Raw genomic sequence first — 21,729 nt, forward strand, 5'->3', positions numbered from 1 at the left:
CGAACCCGCCCCCCCCCGAATGTAAGAACTTATAAACCGGCTTCTTTGCGAAGGATTTCGGCTTTATCCGTTTTTTCCCACGGTAAATCGAGATCGTTGCGGCCGAAGTGACCGTATGCAGCCGTTTGTTTGTATATAGGACGTTGCAAATCGAGCATCTTAATAATGCCGGCAGGACGCAAATCGAAGTGCTTGCGAATCAGTTCAACTACCTTATCGTGGTCGCACTTTCCGGTACCGAAAGTTTCTACGCGAATAGAGACGGGATGTGCTACACCGATGGCATAAGCCAACTGGAGTTCACATTTATCAGCCAAGCCGGCAGCGACGATATTCTTGGCAACGTAACGAGCCGCATAAGCAGCAGAACGGTCTACCTTCGTGGGATCCTTACCGGAGAAAGCACCGCCGCCGTGACGTGCCATGCCGCCGTATGTATCGACAATGATTTTACGTCCCGTTAAACCGGCATCCCCTTGGGGACCGCCGATAACGAAGCGCCCGGTCGGATTGATAAAGAGTTTCGTATTTTCATCAAATAATCCGTCAGACAAGACGGGTTTAATGACAAATTCAATCAAGTCTTTTTCAATTTGCTCACGGGTTACTTCCGGACTGTGTTGTGCGGAAATAACAATGGTATCCACATGTACGGGTTTACCGTCATCATATTCGACCGTAACCTGTGTTTTGCCGTCGGGACGCAAATACGTAAGTGTACCGTCTTTGCGAACCTTCGTCAATTGGCGAGACAGTCTGTGTGCCAAGGAAATAGGTAACGGCATGTATTCTTCCGTTTCATTCGTAGCATACCCGAACATGAGACCCTGATCACCGGCGCCGATAGCGTCGAATTCGTCTTTGTCACCGCCTTTTGCATCTTTGGCTTCTTTAGCTTCATCAACACCCATGGCAATATCGGATGATTGTTCGTCTAAAGATACTAAAACACCGCAAGTATCGCAGTCGAAACCGTATTTAGCACGAGTATAACCGATGTCGCGCACAGTTTCTCGAATAATTTTAGGAATATCAACATAACAACTTGTCGATATTTCCCCTACAACATGGACTAACCCGGTTGTTACCAAGGTTTCGCAAGCCACGCGGGCATTTGTATCTTGAGCTAAGATGGCGTCCAAAATACCGTCGGAAATTTGGTCAGCCATTTTATCGGGATGGCCTTCCGTTACCGATTCGGATGTAAAAAATTCGCGGTTTTTTGCCATTCGTATAAACCTCCTGTTTCATAAATAAAAAAATCCCTCTACAAAAGAGGGGATAACTACCCATCTTTCGGCCTTACGGCTGTTGGACTTAGCACCTTTTCCAAGTAGAAGGTTGCTGCGGCATCACAGGGCCATTCCCTCCGCCGACTCTTGATGGAACTATATGTTGTTTTGACTGATAATAATTATAAAGTAGGTCACAAAAAATTGCAAGGGTAAATATAAATTTTTACAACATTTGAAAAAAGGCGGAATTTCGAGCTTTTCACTCGAAATTCCGCTTCTTCTCTACAGATTCTTTTTGTTGTATATGTCAATGACTCGATCTATGATTCTTTCAGCCAATTCATCCTTGCTCATCAGCGGCTGTTCTTCTACCGTCCCGTCGGGGTAAATAAAGGCACCTATATTGGTAGTACCCTTAAAGCCTGCACCTTCCGCCGTAATATCGTTAGCTACGAGCATATCCAGATTCTTTTTAGCCACCTTGCCCTTGCCGTATTTGATAACATCCGTCGTTTCTGCGGCAAAACCTACAAGTATACGATTTCCTTTACGTTGTCCCAAGGAAAAAAGAATGTCGTCATTTTTAACCAGATTCAGCGTCAATTTGTCATCGTTCTTTTTAATTTTCTGCTGTGCCCGCACTGCCGGCCTGTAGTCGGCTACAGCTGCAGCCTTAATAACAATATTCGCATCATCATATAAGCGATCTACGGCCTCTTTCATCTCTCCTGTCGTCATGACATCGACACGATTGACCTTAAAGGGGGTCACAAGGTCTGTAGGAGCCGCTACCAAAGTTACGTCGGCACCGCATTTGGCTGCCGCCCTGGCAATGGCGAATCCCATGCGCCCGCTGGAATGATTTCCTATATAACGCACCGGGTCCAGGGCTTCGCGCGTACCGCCGGCAGTGACGATGACCTTTTGCCCGCACAACTCTTTTCGTTCATCTGCTACATATTCAAGCGCTTCTATAATACGTTCCGGAGCGGGCAAACGGCCGGCACCGACAGTCCCGCACGCTAACACTCCCGAATCGGGCTGCATAATCGTATAACCGCAATCTTTCAGGATTTGTACATTCCTTTGAACGATTTTGTTGTTCCACATATTCGTGTTCATGGCGGGACAGACCATTACAGGTGCCGTCGTAGCCATTAATACGGTTGTCGCCATATCGTCGGCAACACCGTTGGCCGCTTTACCGATAATATTGGCTGTCGCCGGTGCTACAAGGACTACGTGAGCCCATTCGGCCAAGGCGATATGCTCTACATGAAACTCCGGTACGTCGGCGAACATAGAAACGGCTACGGGATTGCCCGAAATCTCACGCAACGTTAAAGGCGTAATAAATTCCGTCGCATGCTTTGTCATAACGCATTTAACCTGAGCACCCTGCTTGCGTAACGTACTGGCAATAATAGCCGTCTTATAAGCAGCTATGCCGCCGCTTATGATAAGTAGGACATGCTTGTCTCGCAAAGACATGAGAAGTCACCCTCGCTTTATTTTATACCTGCTTGAGGTGTTTCATATTTAATTTTGCCTTCATTAATTTCTTCCATAGCCACGGAAACAACCTTATTTGTATTTACATCTACAAACGGAGCATCACCGTCCGTCAACTCTCTGGCTCTTTTGGCAGCCAAGGTAACCAGTGTATATTTACTGTCCACTTTTTTCATTAATGATTCCAGCGTCGGTTGAATTAACATAATTACACTCTCCTATTGTAACGTATACATTTTTTTTAAATTTTCGATAATCCCGCTATTTCGTCGTGAACGACACGCTTCTGCCGTAATGACGGCTTTCGCCTTGCTGACGGCAATCTCCAGGTCATCGTTAACAATTAAATAATCGTACTTATCAATCCAGTCCAGTTCGGTACGTGCTTTATCGAGACGCTTTCGTATAACTTCATCCGAGTCTGTCCGGCGATTGCGCAGTCGTTGCGACAAAATCTCGAGACTGGGTGGAACCACATAGATACACACGGCATCGGAATAGGCCTTTTTAATCTGCATGGCTCCCTGAATATCTATTTCCAACATAACATGGTGTCCTGCATCCATACGATTAAATACATAGTCTTTAGGCGTCCCGTAATAATGGTCATAGACCTTGGCGTATTCTAAAAAGGCGTCTTTTTCCAATAGTTCTTCAAACCGGTCATTATCCGTAAAAAAATAATTAACGCCGTCTTTTTCTCCTTCTCGCGGTGCTCGCGTGGTCATGGATACGGAATAGTCCATGTGGGGAAAGTGGCGCCTCAAGGCATCACAAATAGTGCCTTTTCCGGCTCCGGACGGTCCGGATACGACCAGTAACATACCTTTAGTCTTCATGGACGTCACCCCCGTTTTCTTCTTCCTGTAATGACAGTTCATTGCCGCGAAAAGCCCCCATTCTATGGGCAATTGTTTCAGTTTGCAACGCTGACAAAATGATTTGTCCCCGCTCCATGACCAAAACGGAGCGTGTCTTTCGACCGCAAGTAGCATCCACCAACACGTGTTCATCCCGAGCATCCTGAATCATCCGTTTCACAGGTGCCGATTCGGGGCTTATAAGAGCTACGATTTTGCCGGCTGAGACCATGTTGCCGAAACCGATATTCAGAAATTCCGTCTTCATATGTTCACCTATCATTCAATATTTTGAATTTGTTCACGAATCTTTTCCAGTTCATTTTTTAAGCGAAGAACCGCATCGGTTATCGTCAATTCCTGTATTTTGGAACCGATTGTATTGGTTTCTCTGTTCATTTCCTGAAGAAGAAAATCAAGAGAACGACCTACATCGGTCGTTTCTGTCAATAACTTTTTTAATTGTAACACATGGCTCTTAAAACGTACAACTTCTTCCGTTACGTCGGATTTATCGGCAAAGACGGCAATTTCCTGAAGAATACGGGATTCATCGACATTTGTCCCCGTTTCTTCCAATAGTTTGGCAATCCTTTTGTGTAATCGTTGCCCGTAAGCTTCACTGAGATCTGCACGATGATTGTCGATAAAATTGATGTATTCTTCCGCCTTGGCGGCACGTTCCGACAAATCAAGTTCTATATTTTTCCCTTCCCGTTCGCGCATAATCGTTAAGGCTGTCAGGGCCTTGGCAGTAGCTGCTTGTATTTTAGGCCATATGGCTTCCGTATCGGTCGGTTGTTCTTCCGTTACGAACCAATCGCTCATAAGAGCCGACGTTTCTGAGAAAGTCGCTTCTCCTTCCGAAAAAATGCGGCCTTTAACCTCTGTTAGCGCCTGTTTCGCCGCTTCTAAAGCCGCGAAATCGATATGAATAGCGGGAGGCTCTTTAGATAATTCTGTTACAGTTACAAAAACATCCGTTTTACCGCGATGTATAACATCCTTTAATTGTCGTCGCACGCGTTCTTCAAGAGCTGCATACGTTCTGGGAATGCGAATATTAAACTCCGCAAATCGTTGATTTACGGCTTTTATTTCTACAGTAATACTAATCTTTTCATCACTATACGTGCCGCTCCCGAATCCTGTCATACTGCGCATACGTAAACCTCCTTCAATAATGCCGTATATGTATACATGTATCCTAATCCCGTCACTCCCGACTGTCAATAAGATAGAAAAAAATGAGAACTTGCCTGTACGAAATCTGTTGCATCGCCTATAATAGCTAAGAAAGACGGACAGATAATAAGGAGATACACCATGAATCTTGACGGAATTACCTTGCACAGTGCTGTCGAAGAATTATCACAAGCCCTGACAGGCGGACAAATAACTAAAATTTATCAACTGAACGGTCGAGGGTTGTATTTTCGGGTTTTCAACGACAAATCGCTCTATCACCTGATTATTACACTCGACGGTTCACCGCGACTTTTTCTGAGTGATAACCAACCGCCTACGCCGGATGTACCGACAGGACTGGCTATGTTTTTACGCAAATATTATGAAAACGGCCGCATTGCCTCTATAACTCAGCTTCATCTCGATCGTATCATCGATGTAAATATTGATGTACTCAATATGTCGGGACAATTAGTAACTCGCAAGATGCATGTCGAACTTATGGGCAAGTACAGTAATGTTATTTTTACGGAAGACGGTATGATTTTGGAAGCACTCATAAAGACTCACAAGGATAAGCAGGCTTTGCGAACCATATATCCGAAACATCCCTATGAGTTCCCACCCAATTTCATGCGCATGAATCCCTTTGACTTTTCCGTTCATGAATTGACGGAAATGGCAGACACCGGTGATTCGGACGAAGACTTACGCACTTGGATGCTGAAGCGTTTTAACGGTATGAGTACAGTCGTTTTAAATGAATTATCGGACCGTACGGGTATTGATATAAATACACTCATGTCAACTTTGACGGCAGAAGAAAAAAATGATTGGTTTTCAGCCGTTATACAGCTCGGAAAGGATATTCAGGGATTAAAGGGGGCCTTCGTCTATACGGACCAAAAAAAAGAAATTCTTTTTCCTGCCGAGCTAAAAAGTTTGGCACACTTACCGAGACGTCACTATGACTACATTCAAGATTATTTAAAAGAATTCCAGGATACGGCGGCCAGCCTGAGCGGTGAGCAGGAGGAATTGAAAAAAAAGGCCGCTAAGGCGGCAGACCGGCAGCGCCGAAAAATCAGACGTATCAATTCCGAACTGAAAGAAACGGATAAGATGGACACATATAAATTGTATGGCGACCTTTTAATGATTCACGCTTATGACCGTCCGGCTCATCAATCATCTCTAACGGTCCGAAATTTATTATCCGAAACGATGGAAGACGTTACTATTCCGTTGAATCCGGCTCTTTCCGTAACCGACAATGCCAATAAATACTATAAAAAATATGCAAAACTGCGCAACCGTAAACAAATGTCCGCCCAATTACAAGCGGATAATGCCGCAGAGCTCAACTATATAGAATCCTTGGAATATGCTTTGCAAACTATAGAAACTAAGGATGAGTTGGCTGATATCAAGGCGGAAATGCGTGCAGCCGGTATGCTTCCGGCAAGCGGAAAAGATAAATTAAAGAAAGAATTTGCACAAAAAATACTGACCTTACATTGCGACGGCGCGACCATATTTATCGGAAGAAACAACCGACAAAACGATTTTCTGACTACAAAAAAAGCCAAGCCCTTCGATTACTGGTTTCACGTTAAAAATCGCCCCGGATCTCATGTTATCTTGTCTTGTGGTCAAGATGAGCCGACGAACGACCAACTGCAAACTGCAGCCGAGTGTGCCGCTTGGTACAGTACGGGAAGAGACGACTCGAAAGTGGAAGTAGACAGTACCATGATTAAACATGTAAAAAAGCCGCCTCACTCCGTACCCGGATACGTTATTTTTGATCATCAGACAACCTACGTCGTAACGCCTAAAAAGCATGATGAGTTGAGTAAATAAGAAAAAGTCCTTCACTTAACAGTGAAGGACTTTTTCTTATTCCGTAAAGACGTGGCCGTATTCTTTTTCGTGACGTTTTGCCCAAACTTGAGCATAAGAACAGGTAGCTCCCGTCTTCTTTCCCTGATTTTCAATATAATCGACTGCAGCCTGAACTAACTTACCGGCCATACCTTGACCTCTAAGTGAATCATCCACGAAGGTGTGGGTGATCACATAGTTACCGTCAGCTTGCACCGGAAAATCGATTTCTCCTACTATCTTATTTTCTTCATTTTTAATGATAATTCGTTCAGGTTCATATATAAAATCCATGAAGATCCACCTCCTTTTCTTAACTATAGCATAAAAAATGCCGGCACTCTATATCGTTAAAGGACGTGGCCCGTACAAACCTGAATAATAAAAATTAACCGACACACCGCTCGGCTCTTTCTTCCAAAATGGAAACGAGCGCGTTGGCACTGCTGGTGTGAGAGCGAATGACTTCCACATTTTTACGTTGTGCTTCCTTAACGGCACAACGTACCATACTATGGCTTACAGTGCTGGTAAAGAGAACCACCAAGTCGGGTGAACCGATTTTGGACTTAAAATCACTCGGTACTTGAGTAAATACCTTTGCCTTATACGAATATTTTTTGCAAATATTCTTGTATCTACATACCATACAGTCATTACCGCCAACGATTACTACGCTCATAACCATCTCCCCTTCGGATATACAAGCTTTTAATTTTGATAACGTCTTTCAATTACAGTTATAAGTATAATAGAGTATACGATTGGCTGTCAATAGATGATGATAATTCTTAATAATATTTTCTTTTATAATGATTATAAGCCATGCAATATCAATCACCTATCATATAACTGATATGATATATCATAAATATTTGTAAAATCGATTTCTTCCCATATTCAATCTATATAATATCGATAAATTCGTCATTTAAGGCCTTGTTCATACTGCGAACGGCGCAGAATTTGCCGCACATACTGCACGTATCTTCGTGATCTTTCTCCGGAGCTCTGCTTTCTCGGATGCGGCGGGCTCTGTCGGGATTCATAGCCAAGGCATATTGAGCTTCCCAATCAAGCTTTTTACGCGCATCCGCCATGGCATCATCCTTATCTCTGGCCCCTCGAATCCCTCTGGCTATATCGGCAGCATGAGCTGCGATTTTAAAGGCCATAATTCCCTCTTCCACATCCTGAAGATTAGGCAGGGCCAAGTGTTCCGCCGGTGTCACATAGCATAAGAAAGAGGCTCCGTGCATGCCGGCAACGGCACCGCCGATAGCTGCCGTAATATGATCGTATCCGGGCGCAATATCCGTAACTAAGGGGCCTAACACATAAAAGGGGGCACCGTCACAAAGACGTTCCTGAACTTCCATATTAGCCTGAATTTCATTCAATGCCATATGGCCCGGACCTTCTATCATAACCTGAACACCGCGCTGACGAGCTCGTTTAGTTAATTCACCCAAGCGTACCAATTCTTCAATTTGGCAAACATCGGTCGCATCGGCCAGGCAACCGGGACGGCATGCATCTCCTAAGGAAAGAGTTACATCATACTCGACACAAATATCGAGTATATCATCAAAATACTCATAGAAGGGATTTTCCTGACCCGTCATATGCATCCAGGCAAAAAGAAGACTACCGCCGCGGCTGACAATATTCAGCTTTCTCTTATGAGTTTTAATTTGATGTACTGTCTGACGTGTAATCCCGCAATGGACCGTAATAAAATCTACCCCGTCTTCAGCATGAAGTCGCACCGTATCCAGGAAATCTTTAGCCGTCAAAAAAGCTAAGTCCTTTTGGTGATGAATAACACTGTCGTAAATAGGAACCGTGCCGATCATAGCCGTACATTTTTCCGTTAAAACGCGTCTGAATATGCGCGTATCTCCGTGGGTCGACAGGTCCATTATCGAGTCGGCTCCCAATTTGACGGCGGTCTGGACCTTGTCCAATTCGGCTTCATAATCCTTACAATCTTTCGAGGTTCCCAAGTTGGCATTAATTTTAGTCCGTAAAGCCTTTCCTATGCCTTCCGGACTAATGGACTTATGGTTTTTATTGCAGGGAATGACAACCTTTCCGGCAGCCACTAAAGAACATATTTGTTCCTCGGATAATCCCTCTTTTCGGGCAACAATCTTCATTTCATCCGTAATAACTCCCTGTTTGGCTGCTTGTAATTGAGTAAAAAACATGATGGCTCCTTTCGTTACAAGCGAGTCCATAGGCTTCGGGAAAAGAAAAAGGGTATCGACATATCGATACCCTTGTGTGGCGTAAACGAGCTTCCTACGCGGGCATGATCCCGATCAGGTGTAAAGGTCAGGACTTACAGTCCTTTCTCAGCCTATAATATAGACTCCCTTGCAACATTATTATATATTTGTATCTAGCATACCACGTTGTGTACGAACATACAATATAAAAAAGACTTCTTCAAATGAAGAAGTCTTGGTGGTGACCCGGTAGGGATTCGAACCCTAGACCCACAGCTTAGAAGGCTGTTGCTCTATCCAGCTGAGCTACCGAGTCATGCATTACCTGTAAAAGTATATCATTATACAGGCGGCAATGCAAGATAAAAGCGGGTGAACCTTGAAATCACCCGCTTTTATAAATTAATTATTTGGCATATACAATCTTACCTGTCAAAGCTTCTGTCGTAACTTTCATATCTCGGCCGCCGTCATCAATCATTTCCACTTCATAATAAGGATGTCCGTCTTTTTCAATTTCTACTTCCCACTCGGCTACCTGGAAGGTATCTCCCGCTTTTTTCAAGGCACCGGCTACGGCGACTTCAGGCTTTATTAATTTATTTAAGTCCAGTGTACGGCTATCGGCATTGCCATCGATCTCCTTAGTTTTGATGGCAATAATTTCTCCCGTTTCGGCTAACACTTTCATTTCCTTCTTCGCTGTTTCCGTATAGCCGGTTATTTCATAATAGGGGCGGTGCTTACCTTCATAACCTATAGATTTAATACGTACATTATCTCCGTAGTAGGAACGAAACAGAGCCAAAGCACTTTCATAACCCACATCTTTGATTTGTGTCTGAGACGGTGCGGGTGTTACCTCTTTTTTTACTGATTTTTTCTTCTGTACCTCCGCCTTATGGCCATTCTTTTTCTGTACCGGTGCTTGAATGGCCGAATCAGCGGTTTGTGTATTTACACTCGGTGTTACATCTGCCGCAAAAGCGGTAGTAGTCATTAAAAAGGCGGCAAATACTGCTGTATAAATTCCTGATTTTCTCATGTTATAATCCTCCTTAAAATACCGTATCGGTATATCTTATTGCAGTATAACCGAGTTTCGAAAACTTGTAAACTATTTTGAGTTTTCAGTTTTGTCACAAAAAAACAGAGATTGCCGTAACAATCTCTGTCCATTCGTGGATATAGTCTAATCTATCTAGCCATGAGTGCCGTAAACGCAGCCAGAAAGCCGCAAACGATACCGGGTAAGTTGGCAATAATAATCGGCCAATCTCTGCCTTGTTTGAAGAAACCGTACAAAGACCAAAGAGTACAGTTTACAAAAGCTACAGACGGCTGAATAAAGTCTCCCGGATGTCCCGATAGGTTGTTCATAATCTGAGGAATATATGATACATACATCAACACCGACATTACGGAGGCTACAGAACCGACTTTAGTAATGATTTTTTCCATAATAAATCTCCTCATAAATAAAAAATAAATCTTGTGGAGTATACAACAATTTTGAAAACTTGTAAATACCTTTTAGTTTACAAATTTGTAAAAAAAAAGATCCCCAATGATAGGAATCTCGATAAAAAAATGGAGCGGGTGATGGGAATCGAACCCACGTAACCAGCTTGGAAGGCTGGCGCTCTACCATTGAGCTACACCCGCATGACTGTTCTGGTCGGAGCAGCAGGATTCGAACCTGCGACCCCCTGGTCCCAAGCCAGGTGCGCTACCAAACTGCGCTATGCCCCGCCACCAGAGATTATTATACTGAATAATTGTACTTCTTGTCAAATCAACGAATAGTCGGCATATTCCGACCGTTAAATATTTCCAACATTTCCTGCTTCAGTTGACGTCTGATTAACTCTCTGTCTTTCAGCTTCAACTGATCTTCCGTAATATCGAATAGATAGTTATTCAAATCGAATTCACGCAACATCATCTTCGTGTGGAAAATATTCTCCTGATAAACGTTGACATCTATCATATTATAACGATGTCTTGTTTCTTTTGCAATATAGTTTTGAATCGAATTGATACGGTGATCGATAAACAGTTTTTTACCGCTTATATCGCGTGTAAAACCGCGGACACGATAGTCCAATGTAACAATATCCGAATCAAAAGAGTCGAGAAGATAGTTGAGTGCGTTTAAGGGTGAAATACGACCGCATGTGGACACGTCAATATCGGCACGAAAAGTCGTAATCCCCTTTTGAGGATGGCTTTCCGGATAAGTATGTACCGTCAAATGGCTTTTATCCAAATGACAGACTACATCCGTATCGGGTGCAATCTCTTCTTCAGAAATTAAAATGGTGACACTGGCCCCTTGGGGGTCATAGTCCTGACTGGCCACATTTAAAATATTGGCCCCGATAATAGATGCTACATTTTCCAAAATTTCCGTTAAGCGTGCCGCATTATATGCTTCATCAATGTATTCAATATAATGACGACGTGCTTCTTCGGAGTCGGCATAACAAATATCGTAGATGTTAAAGCTCAAGGTCTTTGTAAGATTATTAAAGCCGTACAGTTTTAATTTATCTTTTTTTATGGTCATCTTCCCTCATTACCCCTACTATAGATTCGCACTTTCTTTACACATAGTTTATCAAAGTATTTCAAAAAAACGAACTTCTTTTATAACTCGATTTTCAAGACAACAAAGAGCATACGTACCGTATCTTCCATCTCTGGGCAAGGCTATACTGCCGGGATTTACGAGTGTAACATCCCCTATACGTTCTTCACAAGTTCTATGGGTGTGGCCGAAAAGGACAAGCTGCACTCCCTTCGCTTGGGCTGTAGCCGCCATAGACTTTAAGGTCCTACCGTGGCCGTGAGTCATATAAATGCGTATGTCATCAACTGTAATTATCGCTTCATCCGGGGCCTTATACGTATCGAAATAATCATTATTTCCCTTAACCGTATACACGGGAGCATCCGTATAATACGCCAATTCTTCGGCATCTCGACAATAATCGCCGCAATGAAACCAGGCCTTAACTTGAGGACAGTCAGCCGTGAGCTTTTGCCAATGGCTATTGTTCCCGTGGCTGTCACTGACAACACCTATATAAACGGGCATCATGACAGTAATTCCTGCAAACGCCGCAGAGCCGCTCCGCGATGGCTGATTGAATTTTTTTCATCTAAATCGAGCTCAGCCATAGTTTTGCCAAAAGACGGTACGTAAAAATACGGATCATAGCCGAACCCTTCATTTCCCTTCGGCTTCAAATCGATAAGACCTTCACATGTTCCTTCAGCCAATAACGGTTCTTTCCCGGGAGCCGCCAGAGCCAGGACACATACATAACGAGCGGTTCTCTTTTCTCGTTCCACGCCTTGCAAGGATTTAATCAGCTTAGCATTATTAGCCTCGTCATCATGATCTTCACCGGCATAACGAGCCGAATGAACCCCCGGAGCACCGTCCAGGGCATCGACGACGAGTCCCGAATCGTCGGCAAGACACAACATACCTGTACGGGCTGCATAATACTTAGCCTTAATGGCCGCATTGTCGGAAAAGGTCTGCCCGTCTTCTATCGGTTCGGGAAGATCGGGTGCTTTATCGAACACGGAAAAAACGGAAAATCCCGCTTTTTCCAGTACATCGCGGAACTCCCGTATTTTTCCCTTATTTCTGGTTGCGATTAAAAGGGCTTCTTTTTTATTTTCAGCCATACCCTATCCTTCTATACGAGCCATCTTTTCTCGTAAAAGGGCCCCGTAATTTTTTATAATTACAATCGGTGTTTTCTGTGATGCGTTCCCAAAAGGATTATCGATTAAAATGGCCGCTACTTCTTGCGGCTTAATACCGCGTGAATATCCCAATACGGCCGATCTTTTCAAATCATTCACATCGGCAACACAGGCCCCGTAACAACCTAAACGCTTCTTTATTTTTTCGGCTACGCCCATAGGGTCTGCCGGACCGTATACAATACACTTGTCAAACGGCGGCATAGTCCCCGTTACATCGTCAGTTAAAGAGGCTTGGCGGCAGAGACGATACCACACACCGTCTTTACCGAAAAGTTTGGCAATAAAGCCGATAATGAAACACACCAGCATCTTCCATTCGCCTTCCAGCTCCATGGCTGCCTGCATGCCGTACAAACTGGCCATACTGCCTTCGCCGGGTACAAATCGGCGCATGAGCCGAGCTTGCCAAGACGGTTTCAATTCTTCAGGTCTCGTAAAGCGACGTTGCGTAATAGCAACTACACTTTCGGCAACGCACAATAAATCGTCGGGCCCGATTTGCCCTTGCGTATACTCTTCAATGGCATCAACAATATTATCCTTTTCCGTAAGAATTCTGGTTTTTACGGGAACCAATTCCAATTCAGCCATATGCCGACCCTCCTATGCCTGTTCCAATGCTTTTTGAACTTCCGCGGCTTTCAACGTAATTCGTGCCTTATGAATATACCATTCGCTACGCGATACTACTTGATACACAAGATCAATCGGCATGTCGGGAAAAGTCCTTAAATCATTGCGAATATCACGGTTTTTACTTACTAAGGTTACGGTTACACGAATGCGACCGCCTTTTCGAGGATAGTAAATAACCGATTCCCAGTATCCGTCATCACGTTCCGCTTCCTTGTTGGCCAGCTGAGCGCTGACAAGACAACGGTCGTACTGTTCACGCGGCAATAAGACACGCGGATAAAAGTCCATAATCGTCCCCAACTGTCGTCCGGCATTATGGAAGGGCACTTCCGTTTCAAATACGGCCGTGTCGGATGTCATTTCTTTCAGTTCGAACGGATTGCGACGCCTTGCTTCAATGATAAACTTAGCATCACCCTGTTTCCAGGCAAAAAAGCGGAAGGCTAAATACAAGAGAGCTATAACTCCGATTAGGCCCATGAGGACATTCAGCAGAATATACAAATACACGATACAGGACTCCTTTGCTTAACATATATAAACTAAGACAATACTACTTCTTCAGTCGTAAATTCATGCGGCGGTAATAGATGGGCTGCCAATTTCTGCCCTCTTTGCACTTCGGCCGTAAAGCAGAGACGTAATCGGCCTCTTTCTTTTTGGCCGTTCAATAGTCCTTCTTTTTTTAAAATGGCCGAAGCCTGAAGCGCTGTTTCATGTGCCGGATCGACAAAAACGATCGAATCGCCGCAAATCTCCTCAAACAAAGGCTGTACAAAAGGATAATGGGTACAACCGAAAATAGCCGTATCTACGTGAGCTTCCAATACGGGTTTCGTATCAGCCGTAACGGCCTGACGCATTTCTTCCGTATTTAACTGCCCCCTTTCAATGAGTGCGGCCAAGGAAGCACACGGCTGCTCCACAATAGTCAGAGACGGGTCCAGTTGAGCCGCCTCGTCTCTGTGTACATGGTTGGCAATAGTAAGAGGAGTGGCGAATACGGCAATGCGATTTTCCGTGCTTATATGCCTGGCCGTTTCTATCCCGCGGCTCATACCCAGCAAGAGAGTTTTCGTCTTTTCCCTCATCTTCATATAAGCGACGGCAGTTGCCGTATTACAAGCAAATACTATTAACTTTACCTGCCGCCTTTCAAGAAAGGCTATAATCTGCTCCGTAAAAGTCAAAATCTCGTTTTGAGTACGCGTGCCGTAAGGATTGCGCTTCGTATCACCCACATAAATGATATCCTCATGAGGCAACAGATGTCGCAGTTTGTTTACAACCGTCAATCCGCCAACCCCCGAGTCGAATACCCCTATGGGTTGTTCCGCCTTAGCCACAATCGTCATCCTTTACAAGTTCTTCCTTATCTTTTTCATACGCCGCCTTCAGGCGATTGAAATAGGTGTCGTTTAGACGTACAACCTTATTGTCGTCTGCCGATGTGAATACATTCTGTGTCGTCCCCTTGCAAAGAAGAGTACCGTCTGCATGACGTCGAATCACATACGAAAAAACGACTTGTGCTCTGCTCAGTTTAATCAAGCGGGTTTCAATATCAATGACATCATTAAAGTTAATCGGCTGTATATATTCGCAAGAAACATTTTTTATAGGAAAAAGTATCTTCTTATCCATCAATTCAAATAAATCGAGTCCGACCTCATCGAAATAAGCACAACGGCCGCACTCAAACCACCGAATTTGATTGGAATGATGAACGATTCCCATCATGTCCGTCTCATAAAAGCGAACTTTTTCCGTAATTGTAATCATTATGATACTCCTGCCAAAACTTGAATAACAATCATAATTTTACGCTCAATAAAGTCTACTGTCAATTTTCACGCGCTGTAGAAACCGCAATAAAAAGGTGAGACTGCGTTAACAGTCCCACCTTTCATTTACCCTAACTTGGCCATAGGAAAAAGTTTACGTACCTTCTCCTTATGTTCCGGCTTCACATACGTCCCTGCAAAGGTAAGAGCCGCACCGATTACGGCAGCGTCATCCAACCAGCCGATTCCCGGAATCATATCGGGAATAATATCCAAAGGCATGATAGTATAGCCGATGGCTCCCATCAGTACAAGCCTCACAAATTTAGGAGTGTCCGGATCTTTAATGCAGTAATAAATCATCATTAACCGCGGCAAAAATTTTATTTTCTTTCCCGCTACCTTAATGAAGGCTATAAATTTTAACGGAGAATAGAAGCGAGCGAAAAATGTCAGCCACTTAATCATAAGCAACTCCTTATTCCAACGGCTTCTTCGCTTCTTCCACGGCAGCTCGCACCTTGTCTTCCACTTCATCTTCCGCTTCGTCAAAAGTATCTACTGCATCTTCCAGATTTCCTTCTCGAGCTTTAGCGGCTTCTTCGTGTACATTGTTGTATTCGGCTTCATTGACAGCATCGACAGCTTGTTGAACAGCTGCATCTTCAGCCACTTCATCAGCTAAATTACGGCTGCGAACATTATGATACAGTTCCTGTCCTTTATCTTTCGCATCCATAACCGCATCTTTTGCCGCATTCCCCCATTTTGCAAAGAAATCTTTTGTTTCATCGCCGAGAGGTACATTTTTCAACGGGTTATCTTTTAATTTTTCGACTTGTTCTTTGGCTTTTTCTTTCCATTCGCCGAACATTTCGATATACGGAGTCATATCGCTGGGCATACCGTCACGCAACCAACGTTGTGTAACTCGACCCAAGCTGTACGTAATACCGACAGCTACGGGAACCTGAATGACGGAAAAAGGAATCAAGGTCGTCAACAAGTTACCTGCCATTTGACTGCCCATGGCACCAAGAAAAGCCAGAACGGCACGTTCCGTCAATTTTACATCATAAATACGGGCAATTCGGCTGACCAGATATACTTCGTTAGCCATTAAAGCAACCGTACCTACTAAAGGCGCAATAACGATAGCACCGGCACGAGCTGCAGCCCAACGGCAAAGTGTTTCGACTTTTAAGTCGCGATCTTCAGTCGTTTCGTCCATAGCATCCAGCACGGTCATAGCTTTAGCATCGGCATCATTGCCGTTTTGTGCGTTCAACTTCGCTATTTCCGCTTTTAAGTCGGCAATCTGTTCTTGTAAGTTTTTTAATTGTTCCATTTCTTCGTTGGTCATCCAAAACACCTCGAATTTCAAATTAAAAATCTAATTTATCGTCATATTTTCCCATGTTTTTAACAGCTTGTCAATCCACCGTCTACAGGAAGTGCCGTTCCCGTAATAAAAGACGCATCGTCGCTTAAAAGAAAAGCAACGACTTTACCGACTTCATCGGCCGTAGCAATTCGCCCCAAAGGATAAACGGATGCCATATCCCCCAAAGATAGCGACGTGTCTTCTGCCAGCTGTTTTTCAACAAGGGGAGTCATAACATCACCGGGACAAAGGGCATTCACACGAATTTTATGAGTAGCACCTTCCAGAGCCAGAGATTTGGCAAAAGCCGTAACGGCCCCCTTGGTCGCCCCGTAAATACTACATGCCGTATTCCCCTGTAACCCTGCATCGCTGCTTATAATGACAATAGAACCGCCATGCTTTTTTAAAGCCCCGTAAGCAGCTCGGCATAAAAGAACGGTACCGAATACATTCACCTCAAAAATACGGCGAATTTCTTCAGACTTTTCGTTTTCCAGTAATTCTTGGCGGTAGTATCCCGCCGATGTGACCAACCCTGTCAGGTTACCGAAAGTAGACACGGCCGCTTCCACCATGCGTTGACAATCATCTTCTGCAGTTACATCACCTTTTACATACATGACATTTCCGAACGGTTCAACCTCATGCAACGCTTGCAATCCGCGTTCTTCATTACGGCCGTTAATGACGACATTCATACCCGCCCGGGCGCACAAGCGAGCGGAAGCCAGGCCGATTCCCGAGGTGCCTCCGCTGATAAGTACAGTTTTCTTTTCCATGACCCGTCCCCTTTTTACATGACTTGGGTAACAAAAACAAAATCGATGCCCTCATCCAACAACTCTTTATATGTTTCTTTTAAGGCCTGTAACGTCGCCGGTCGACAATGGCCGATAGTGACGGCCGTACCGTTTTTCAAAGCCAGTCTGCCGGCTTGTCGAATACGTTCTTTTATGGCCGAAACAGACGGGTCATTGTCAATAAATAAGTTGTTTCTCGTCGTTCCGACTCCCATGGATGCGGCCGTTTGCTCCGCCACGGATGCGGCCGTCGTACGACTGTCCAAAAAGACGAGTCCCCGACTTTTTAAAACGGACATAACATCTTTCATTAGGCGTGTATCCGCTGTCGACTTTGAGCCTTGATGATTATTAATGCCTACGGCATAAGGGACCTGATCGATTAATTCGTTCGTCGTAGCAATAACCTTCTTATCCCCCATATCGGAAGAAATAAAAATCTCTTCAGATGAAACCGTATTCAACGGTTCCATAGGCAGGTGAACTATGATTTTGTTACCCGCATTATGACCGCTTTCAGCACTGTCAATCGTATGGGACTTAAAGGGCATAACCGCATAGGTCAAGTGTATGGGCAAGGCGTTATACCCTTCCAAAACTTCCATATTACTGCCGCAATCGTCGATAACTACGGCCAGTCTTGCCTTTATTTGTGAAGGATGACGTATGCGGCCGTCTTCCCCCGACTCACCGTCAGAAGGTGAATTCTTATCAACTTTCAGCTCCTTAGCCAAGGCTGCAGCTTTCCCCTTGGGCGGTACATATAGCTTCAAAGCCACCATGCTGACCGTATCGCCGTCAACGGATTCGCATAAAGCAATGTCATACTCCGTCACAGTATCCCCGTTCTTTTTTACGTCTTCCGTCCTGTATAAAACAGCCTTACCGTCCGATTTTTCCAGTTCTTTTGTCAACTTCTCTTTATCGATTAATCCGTCAACAACAGCAGTCTGTACCGTCCATTTTATGACGCCGCCCGTCTTTTCGCGGCGTTCTTCACGTTTATCGGTAGAAACGATTTCAACACTGCACCCTTCATCTTTAACCCACTTGATAATACCGTCTTGAAGCTTTGTAGCCGCCTGTGTACAATCCAGATTTTTTCCGTCATCGGTCACTTCCGAAAGGGATGACAAGTCGGCGTCGGCTGACGTGTTGTGATGAAAATAAGCATACCCCATTGCACACAAGGCAATGAGAAGTCCTAAGAGAAAGTAAGCCTTATTCGACTTTCCCGAAGCACTACGTCTTCTTCCTTTTCTGGTCGCCATAATTCCTCCGAAAAAAAGCCGGCGTAACACTGAAAATTACGCCGGCTCTTATTATGAAATCGATTCCGGTGTCATACCGGAAGGATAATATATTTTTTGCTTACGCTCTTCAAGCATTTGTAAGACCCCGCGACTGACAACTTCCGCCCCGTCACGACGACAGAAGCGACAAGCCTGAGACATATGACCTAACCGCTCCGTATGTTGCAACAGATCCGCTACGGCTTCTACCAGTCGATTTTGAGATTTTACCCAACGAGCACAGCCTTTTTCTTGCATATAAGAAGCATTCGCCTCTTCCTGACCGGGTATGGGACTGTAAAAAACGGAAGGCACTCCGACCGCAGCCGCTTCCGTACACGTCAACGCGCCCGGTTTTGTTACCAATAAAGAGGCCTGTGCCATGAGAGCCGCTACCTGATTAGTATATCCGAAAATTTTTACATCATGTTTTAAATCTTTTTGCAGTTGTGACAAATCATCAAATAAATCCGCGTTATGTCCCGTCACAACGGAAAAAGAATCAATGCAGTCGAGCCTATCCAATAAAAGGAGAGAGTCTTTTATAGACCCCATTCCCAAGCCGCCGCCCATGAGTAATACATTACGATGACCCGCTTCGGCAGCCTTCACGGACCAATGCTCTTCCGTAAAAGCCGTACGCACGGGAATCCCCGATACAAAAACCTTATGGTCCGCCACCCCTTGATCCACCAATAAATCTTTTAAATGAGGGGCTGCGACGAAATACTTATCAATTTGCGGATATATCCAAAGCGAATGTATAGCAAAGTCCGTAATAACCCCAACAACGGGAACGGTCGTCTTTTTTTGTCGTTTCAATAAGGATGCCGCACCGGCAGGAAACGGATGAGTACATACGATAATGTCCGGTCTTTTTTCTTCCAAAATACGTGACATGCGACGTTTTAAGCCCCAAGCAAACAAGGTCTTTACAATCATACCTTTTTTATAACCTTGTGACGAATAATACATTAAATCATACACAAGGGGAAAAAGGTCCAGGATTTTAATATATGTCTCCTTGACCAAGTTATCGATTGACAGCACGTCGTTGGAAATAAAGTCCACGTGTTCTACATCATAATCGATGCAATTCTTGCCCATATATTCTTCTATTGCCCTGGCGGCCTGTGTATGACCAGTCCCGATAGATGCGGACATGATCAGGATTTTTTTTGTCATCGTCGTACCTCATCGACCTGCAACGATTTTTGAAAACACAATCCCGGTTATCACATATATATTACGCTATTTATTCAAAAAAATAAAGAGCCGTAATGTAATACGGCTCTTTCGAGAATATATCTCTTATTTTTTATTTACCAAGTCTTTGAGCTGCTTACCTGCTTTGAAAGCCGGTGTTTTAGATGCGGGAATCTTGATAACTTCGTTGTTGCGGGGATTACGGCCTTCGCGAGCTTTACGAGCGCGAACTTCGAACGTACCGAAACCGATAATCTGAACTTTGTCACCCTTCTTCAACGTTTCGCTAACAGCTTCAAAAACGGCTTTTACCGCTTTTTCAGCGTCTTTTTTCGTCAAATCGGATTTCTGTGCAACACTGGCAATTAATTCTGTCTTATTCATCAATAAGTCCTCCTTTAAATAGTTACATCTATAAATTACCGGCCTCCGTGGTCCTGATTGGACGAGGTTTCATCCGCTTTGGCCTCGTTCCAGAACGCATCCAACTCGTCAAGGGAGAAATCACTCCATTGACGACCCGAGTCCTTAACCCTGTCTTCTACATGAGCAAATCTCCGACGAAACTTGGTGTTGGCACGATGTAACGCACACTCCGGTTCAATATTGTAATATCTCAACAAATTGACCGCTACAAAAAGAACGTCGCCGGCTTCTTCTTCCATGTGATCGAACTGCCCTTCGACAACGGCTTCCTTAAATTCTTGAAGCTCTTCTTCAAGCTTTTTCCAGACTCCGTCAACCGTCGGCCATTCGAATCCTTTTCTTCCGGCCTTATCTTGTAACTTAAAAGATTGTAAGAGAGAAGGCATCCCCTTCGCAACGCCGTCCAGCAAGTGTTTATGCTGTTGACGACCCTCATCCTGCTTAAGTCTATCCCAGTTTATCACACTACTGTCAGATTTTTCAAGGCTTTTTTTAGAAAAAACGTGAGGATGTCGCTTAATCATCTTACTCGTCACATGGTCGACCACATCTTGTGCGGAAAAAAGCCCTTCTTCTTCCGCAATCTTGGCATGGATAACTACTTGATATAAAATATCACCGAATTCCTCACAAATACCGTCCGTATCGTTTGCGTCGATGGCATCCAGTGCTTCATATACCTCTTCGATCAAATATCGTCTCAAGCTTTTATGGGTCTGTGATTTATCCCAGGAACAACCGCCTTCACCTCGTAGTCTAGCTACGACATCGACAAGAGGCCCTATGTCGAAGGGAAGCTTATCCGCCTTATCTTCTTCCTTTCGGGGCGGTAATACAAGGCTCGTCAAGTGATCTACATAGTGGAGACGATCTAACTCAAAAAGTCGTATTTTCTCTATCCGTTCATCAGGTAGACTGATATGATGAACAACCAGGGCTTCATACTCGTCCCCGTATTGCTCGGTAAGAGCAAGCTTTACATCTGAAGCAACTCGATCATTGTAGACCTGAGTTATTACAACGGTCACGGCAGGCAAAACACTTATCCGAGATAAATCAAAGCTGTCGAGAACGAGCATGCCGTTTACGGGGTCCAAGCCGGCCTTTGTATACAAGCTTTCCAAAAAACTCATGCCCGGCAGAACCTCATAAGGTACTCCTGCCGCTTTGCACTTTTCAACCAATTCCGTTACCGTATGTTCCGCGACTGCGGGACTTCCCGGTACGGCAAAAACAACATCATCTTCTTTCAGCCGCTCCATGACATAGTCCGTCATAGTATCATATACTTCTTCAAAAGAACGTCCGTCTTCATAAAAACGATCCAGAGCTTCAAAGACAATGCCCTTTTCCTTTAAATACGAAACGGTCGGGTGTACGGCTGTTCGCAAAAGCAGGCATGTCGCTCTTTTCATAACGACTATGGAGGCCATGGTAATCAATCCCGCATCTCCCGGTCCCAAGCCGACAATTTTAAGACTATGCATAATATTCTCCTTCAA

At 44.3% G+C, this 21,729-nt stretch carries 26 protein-coding genes, 3 tRNA genes and 2 riboswitches; of the genes, 1 reads left to right on the plus strand and 28 read right to left on the minus strand.

Features of this window, described 5'->3' with window-relative positions; translation table 11 throughout:
• Window positions 1–29 precede the first annotated feature (29 nt).
• From metK to HMPREF9429_RS06630, 6 genes are all read right to left on the minus strand, one after another.
• The gene (metK, locus tag HMPREF9429_RS06605; protein WP_006942552.1) at window positions 30–1,229 is read right to left on the minus strand and encodes a methionine adenosyltransferase; all 1,200 of its coding nucleotides are present in this window, start codon (window positions 1,227–1,229) and stop codon (window positions 30–32) included.
• Window positions 1,230–1,286: 57 nt separating this feature from the next.
• Window positions 1,287–1,389: riboswitch (SAM riboswitch) on the minus strand.
• 128 nt (window positions 1,390–1,517) lie between these two features.
• Window positions 1,518–2,726 carry a bifunctional phosphopantothenoylcysteine decarboxylase/phosphopantothenate--cysteine ligase CoaBC gene (gene coaBC / locus HMPREF9429_RS06610; protein WP_006942553.1) on the minus strand — a complete coding sequence of 403 codons (1,209 nt, stop codon included), beginning with the start codon at window positions 2,724–2,726 and terminating at the stop codon, window positions 1,518–1,520.
• A 17-nt stretch (window positions 2,727–2,743) separates the two neighbouring features.
• The gene (gene rpoZ / locus HMPREF9429_RS06615; RefSeq protein WP_006942554.1) at window positions 2,744–2,953 is read right to left on the minus strand and encodes a DNA-directed RNA polymerase subunit omega; all 210 of its coding nucleotides are present in this window, start codon (window positions 2,951–2,953) and stop codon (window positions 2,744–2,746) included.
• 12 nt (window positions 2,954–2,965) lie between these two features.
• On the minus strand, window positions 2,966–3,586 hold the full coding sequence (gene gmk, locus HMPREF9429_RS06620; RefSeq protein ID WP_006942555.1) for a guanylate kinase: 621 nt from the start codon (window positions 3,584–3,586) through the stop codon (window positions 2,966–2,968).
• On the minus strand, window positions 3,576–3,875 hold the full coding sequence (locus HMPREF9429_RS06625; protein ID WP_040774041.1) for a DUF370 domain-containing protein: 300 nt from the start codon (window positions 3,873–3,875) through the stop codon (window positions 3,576–3,578). The genes gmk and HMPREF9429_RS06625 overlap by 11 nt, the downstream gene beginning before the upstream one ends.
• A gap of 11 nt (window positions 3,876–3,886) precedes the next feature.
• Window positions 3,887–4,771 carry a YicC/YloC family endoribonuclease gene (locus HMPREF9429_RS06630; RefSeq protein WP_040774042.1) on the minus strand — a complete coding sequence of 295 codons (885 nt, stop codon included), beginning with the start codon at window positions 4,769–4,771 and terminating at the stop codon, window positions 3,887–3,889.
• A 162-nt stretch (window positions 4,772–4,933) separates the two neighbouring features.
• Here HMPREF9429_RS06630 and HMPREF9429_RS06635 point away from each other — a divergent pair, with 162 nt between their 5' ends.
• The gene (locus HMPREF9429_RS06635; protein ID WP_006942558.1) at window positions 4,934–6,658 is read left to right on the plus strand and encodes an Rqc2 family fibronectin-binding protein; all 1,725 of its coding nucleotides are present in this window, start codon (window positions 4,934–4,936) and stop codon (window positions 6,656–6,658) included.
• 36 nt (window positions 6,659–6,694) lie between these two features.
• Here HMPREF9429_RS06635 and HMPREF9429_RS06640 read toward each other — a convergent pair whose 3' ends face one another.
• From HMPREF9429_RS06640 to yabN, 22 genes are all read right to left on the minus strand, one after another.
• On the minus strand, window positions 6,695–6,973 hold the full coding sequence (locus tag HMPREF9429_RS06640; protein WP_006942559.1) for a GNAT family N-acetyltransferase: 279 nt from the start codon (window positions 6,971–6,973) through the stop codon (window positions 6,695–6,697).
• 94 nt (window positions 6,974–7,067) lie between these two features.
• On the minus strand, window positions 7,068–7,361 hold the full coding sequence (locus HMPREF9429_RS06645) for a DUF2325 domain-containing protein (RefSeq protein ID WP_040774044.1): 294 nt from the start codon (window positions 7,359–7,361) through the stop codon (window positions 7,068–7,070).
• A gap of 223 nt (window positions 7,362–7,584) precedes the next feature.
• Entirely contained in the window at window positions 7,585–8,889 is a 1,305-nt protein-coding gene (gene thiC, locus HMPREF9429_RS06650; RefSeq protein ID WP_040774046.1) for a phosphomethylpyrimidine synthase ThiC, read from the minus strand.
• A gap of 74 nt (window positions 8,890–8,963) precedes the next feature.
• Window positions 8,964–9,070, minus strand: a riboswitch (TPP riboswitch).
• A 79-nt stretch (window positions 9,071–9,149) separates the two neighbouring features.
• Window positions 9,150–9,226 (minus strand) — tRNA-Arg (locus HMPREF9429_RS06655).
• Between the two features lie 90 nt (window positions 9,227–9,316).
• The gene (locus HMPREF9429_RS06660) at window positions 9,317–9,955 is read right to left on the minus strand and encodes a PepSY domain-containing protein (RefSeq protein WP_006942563.1); all 639 of its coding nucleotides are present in this window, start codon (window positions 9,953–9,955) and stop codon (window positions 9,317–9,319) included.
• A 152-nt stretch (window positions 9,956–10,107) separates the two neighbouring features.
• Window positions 10,108–10,371: a SemiSWEET family transporter gene (locus HMPREF9429_RS06665; RefSeq protein ID WP_040774048.1), complete on the minus strand. Its 264-nt coding sequence runs from the start codon at window positions 10,369–10,371 to the stop codon at window positions 10,108–10,110.
• Between the two features lie 130 nt (window positions 10,372–10,501).
• Window positions 10,502–10,575: transfer RNA gene (locus HMPREF9429_RS06670), tRNA-Gly, on the minus strand.
• A gap of 10 nt (window positions 10,576–10,585) precedes the next feature.
• A tRNA-Pro gene (locus HMPREF9429_RS06675) sits at window positions 10,586–10,662 on the minus strand.
• Window positions 10,663–10,705: 43 nt separating this feature from the next.
• Entirely contained in the window at window positions 10,706–11,479 is a 774-nt protein-coding gene (gene speD, locus HMPREF9429_RS06680) for an adenosylmethionine decarboxylase (protein WP_006942569.1), read from the minus strand.
• Window positions 11,480–11,530: 51 nt separating this feature from the next.
• Window positions 11,531–12,013, minus strand: a complete 483-nt coding sequence (locus tag HMPREF9429_RS06685; protein WP_006942571.1) for a metallophosphoesterase — start codon at window positions 12,011–12,013, stop codon at window positions 11,531–11,533.
• The gene (locus HMPREF9429_RS06690; RefSeq protein ID WP_006942573.1) at window positions 12,010–12,612 is read right to left on the minus strand and encodes an XTP/dITP diphosphatase; all 603 of its coding nucleotides are present in this window, start codon (window positions 12,610–12,612) and stop codon (window positions 12,010–12,012) included. The genes HMPREF9429_RS06685 and HMPREF9429_RS06690 overlap by 4 nt, the downstream gene beginning before the upstream one ends.
• Before the next feature lie 3 nt (window positions 12,613–12,615).
• Window positions 12,616–13,287 (minus strand): coenzyme F420-0:L-glutamate ligase, encoded by a 672-nt coding sequence (locus HMPREF9429_RS06695; protein ID WP_006942575.1) that lies wholly within the window; start codon window positions 13,285–13,287, stop codon window positions 12,616–12,618.
• Window positions 13,288–13,299: 12 nt separating this feature from the next.
• On the minus strand, window positions 13,300–13,842 hold the full coding sequence (locus HMPREF9429_RS06700; RefSeq protein WP_040774051.1) for a hypothetical protein: 543 nt from the start codon (window positions 13,840–13,842) through the stop codon (window positions 13,300–13,302).
• Window positions 13,843–13,874: 32 nt separating this feature from the next.
• The gene (murI, locus tag HMPREF9429_RS06705) at window positions 13,875–14,687 is read right to left on the minus strand and encodes a glutamate racemase (RefSeq protein WP_006942579.1); all 813 of its coding nucleotides are present in this window, start codon (window positions 14,685–14,687) and stop codon (window positions 13,875–13,877) included.
• Complete coding sequence (locus tag HMPREF9429_RS06710) at window positions 14,671–15,114, minus strand: acyl-CoA thioesterase (RefSeq protein ID WP_006942582.1); 444 nt, start codon at window positions 15,112–15,114, stop codon at window positions 14,671–14,673. The genes murI and HMPREF9429_RS06710 overlap by 17 nt, the downstream gene beginning before the upstream one ends.
• A gap of 128 nt (window positions 15,115–15,242) precedes the next feature.
• On the minus strand, window positions 15,243–15,584 hold the full coding sequence (locus HMPREF9429_RS06715; protein WP_006942584.1) for a YkvA family protein: 342 nt from the start codon (window positions 15,582–15,584) through the stop codon (window positions 15,243–15,245).
• A 10-nt stretch (window positions 15,585–15,594) separates the two neighbouring features.
• Entirely contained in the window at window positions 15,595–16,479 is an 885-nt protein-coding gene (locus tag HMPREF9429_RS06720) for a hypothetical protein (protein ID WP_006942586.1), read from the minus strand.
• Window positions 16,480–16,538: 59 nt separating this feature from the next.
• On the minus strand, window positions 16,539–17,282 hold the full coding sequence (locus HMPREF9429_RS06725) for an SDR family NAD(P)-dependent oxidoreductase (RefSeq protein WP_006942588.1): 744 nt from the start codon (window positions 17,280–17,282) through the stop codon (window positions 16,539–16,541).
• Between the two features lie 14 nt (window positions 17,283–17,296).
• Window positions 17,297–18,574 (minus strand): divergent polysaccharide deacetylase family protein, encoded by a 1,278-nt coding sequence (locus HMPREF9429_RS06730; RefSeq protein ID WP_006942593.1) that lies wholly within the window; start codon window positions 18,572–18,574, stop codon window positions 17,297–17,299.
• Between the two features lie 51 nt (window positions 18,575–18,625).
• Window positions 18,626–19,780: an MGDG synthase family glycosyltransferase gene (locus tag HMPREF9429_RS06735; protein WP_006942594.1), complete on the minus strand. Its 1,155-nt coding sequence runs from the start codon at window positions 19,778–19,780 to the stop codon at window positions 18,626–18,628.
• 126 nt (window positions 19,781–19,906) lie between these two features.
• Window positions 19,907–20,185 carry an HU family DNA-binding protein gene (locus HMPREF9429_RS06740; RefSeq protein ID WP_006942595.1) on the minus strand — a complete coding sequence of 93 codons (279 nt, stop codon included), beginning with the start codon at window positions 20,183–20,185 and terminating at the stop codon, window positions 19,907–19,909.
• A 35-nt stretch (window positions 20,186–20,220) separates the two neighbouring features.
• The gene (gene yabN / locus HMPREF9429_RS09390; protein WP_040774054.1) at window positions 20,221–21,714 is read right to left on the minus strand and encodes a bifunctional methyltransferase/pyrophosphohydrolase YabN; all 1,494 of its coding nucleotides are present in this window, start codon (window positions 21,712–21,714) and stop codon (window positions 20,221–20,223) included.
• Between the last annotated feature and the right edge of the window lie 15 nt (window positions 21,715–21,729).

Source organism: Megasphaera micronuciformis F0359 (assembly GCF_000165735.1).
Lineage (GTDB): Bacteria > Bacillota > Negativicutes > Veillonellales > Megasphaeraceae > Megasphaera > Megasphaera micronuciformis.

Excerpts from the sequence above, each read along its gene's own strand:
- metK (WP_006942552.1), bottom strand. The coding sequence starts at position 1,229 with ATGGCAAAAAACCGCGAATTTTTTACATCCGAATCGGTAACGGAAGGC.
- coaBC (WP_006942553.1), bottom strand. The coding sequence starts at position 2,726 with ATGTCTTTGCGAGACAAGCATGTCCTACTTATCATAAGCGGCGGCATA.
- rpoZ (WP_006942554.1), bottom strand. The coding sequence starts at position 2,953 with ATGTTAATTCAACCGACGCTGGAATCATTAATGAAAAAAGTGGACAGT.
- gmk (WP_006942555.1), bottom strand. The coding sequence starts at position 3,586 with ATGAAGACTAAAGGTATGTTACTGGTCGTATCCGGACCGTCCGGAGCC.
- HMPREF9429_RS06625 (WP_040774041.1), bottom strand. The coding sequence starts at position 3,875 with ATGAAGACGGAATTTCTGAATATCGGTTTCGGCAACATGGTCTCAGCC.
- HMPREF9429_RS06630 (WP_040774042.1), bottom strand. The coding sequence starts at position 4,771 with ATGCGCAGTATGACAGGATTCGGGAGCGGCACGTATAGTGATGAAAAG.
- HMPREF9429_RS06635 (WP_006942558.1), top strand. The coding sequence starts at position 4,934 with ATGAATCTTGACGGAATTACCTTGCACAGTGCTGTCGAAGAATTATCA.
- HMPREF9429_RS06640 (WP_006942559.1), bottom strand. The coding sequence starts at position 6,973 with ATGGATTTTATATATGAACCTGAACGAATTATCATTAAAAATGAAGAA.
- HMPREF9429_RS06645 (WP_040774044.1), bottom strand. The coding sequence starts at position 7,361 with ATGAGCGTAGTAATCGTTGGCGGTAATGACTGTATGGTATGTAGATAC.
- thiC (WP_040774046.1), bottom strand. The coding sequence starts at position 8,889 with ATGTTTTTTACTCAATTACAAGCAGCCAAACAGGGAGTTATTACGGAT.
- HMPREF9429_RS06660 (WP_006942563.1), bottom strand. The coding sequence starts at position 9,955 with ATGAGAAAATCAGGAATTTATACAGCAGTATTTGCCGCCTTTTTAATG.
- HMPREF9429_RS06665 (WP_040774048.1), bottom strand. The coding sequence starts at position 10,371 with ATGGAAAAAATCATTACTAAAGTCGGTTCTGTAGCCTCCGTAATGTCG.
- speD (WP_006942569.1), bottom strand. The coding sequence starts at position 11,479 with ATGACCATAAAAAAAGATAAATTAAAACTGTACGGCTTTAATAATCTT.
- HMPREF9429_RS06685 (WP_006942571.1), bottom strand. The coding sequence starts at position 12,013 with ATGATGCCCGTTTATATAGGTGTTGTCAGTGACAGCCACGGGAACAAT.
- HMPREF9429_RS06690 (WP_006942573.1), bottom strand. The coding sequence starts at position 12,612 with ATGGCTGAAAATAAAAAAGAAGCCCTTTTAATCGCAACCAGAAATAAG.
- HMPREF9429_RS06695 (WP_006942575.1), bottom strand. The coding sequence starts at position 13,287 with ATGGCTGAATTGGAATTGGTTCCCGTAAAAACCAGAATTCTTACGGAA.
- murI (WP_006942579.1), bottom strand. The coding sequence starts at position 14,687 with ATGACGATTGTGGCTAAGGCGGAACAACCCATAGGGGTATTCGACTCG.
- HMPREF9429_RS06710 (WP_006942582.1), bottom strand. The coding sequence starts at position 15,114 with ATGATTACAATTACGGAAAAAGTTCGCTTTTATGAGACGGACATGATG.
- HMPREF9429_RS06715 (WP_006942584.1), bottom strand. The coding sequence starts at position 15,584 with ATGATTAAGTGGCTGACATTTTTCGCTCGCTTCTATTCTCCGTTAAAA.
- HMPREF9429_RS06720 (WP_006942586.1), bottom strand. The coding sequence starts at position 16,479 with ATGACCAACGAAGAAATGGAACAATTAAAAAACTTACAAGAACAGATT.
- HMPREF9429_RS06725 (WP_006942588.1), bottom strand. The coding sequence starts at position 17,282 with ATGGAAAAGAAAACTGTACTTATCAGCGGAGGCACCTCGGGAATCGGC.
- HMPREF9429_RS06730 (WP_006942593.1), bottom strand. The coding sequence starts at position 18,574 with ATGGCGACCAGAAAAGGAAGAAGACGTAGTGCTTCGGGAAAGTCGAAT.
- HMPREF9429_RS06735 (WP_006942594.1), bottom strand. The coding sequence starts at position 19,780 with ATGACAAAAAAAATCCTGATCATGTCCGCATCTATCGGGACTGGTCAT.
- HMPREF9429_RS06740 (WP_006942595.1), bottom strand. The coding sequence starts at position 20,185 with ATGAATAAGACAGAATTAATTGCCAGTGTTGCACAGAAATCCGATTTG.
- yabN (WP_040774054.1), bottom strand. The coding sequence starts at position 21,714 with ATGCATAGTCTTAAAATTGTCGGCTTGGGACCGGGAGATGCGGGATTG.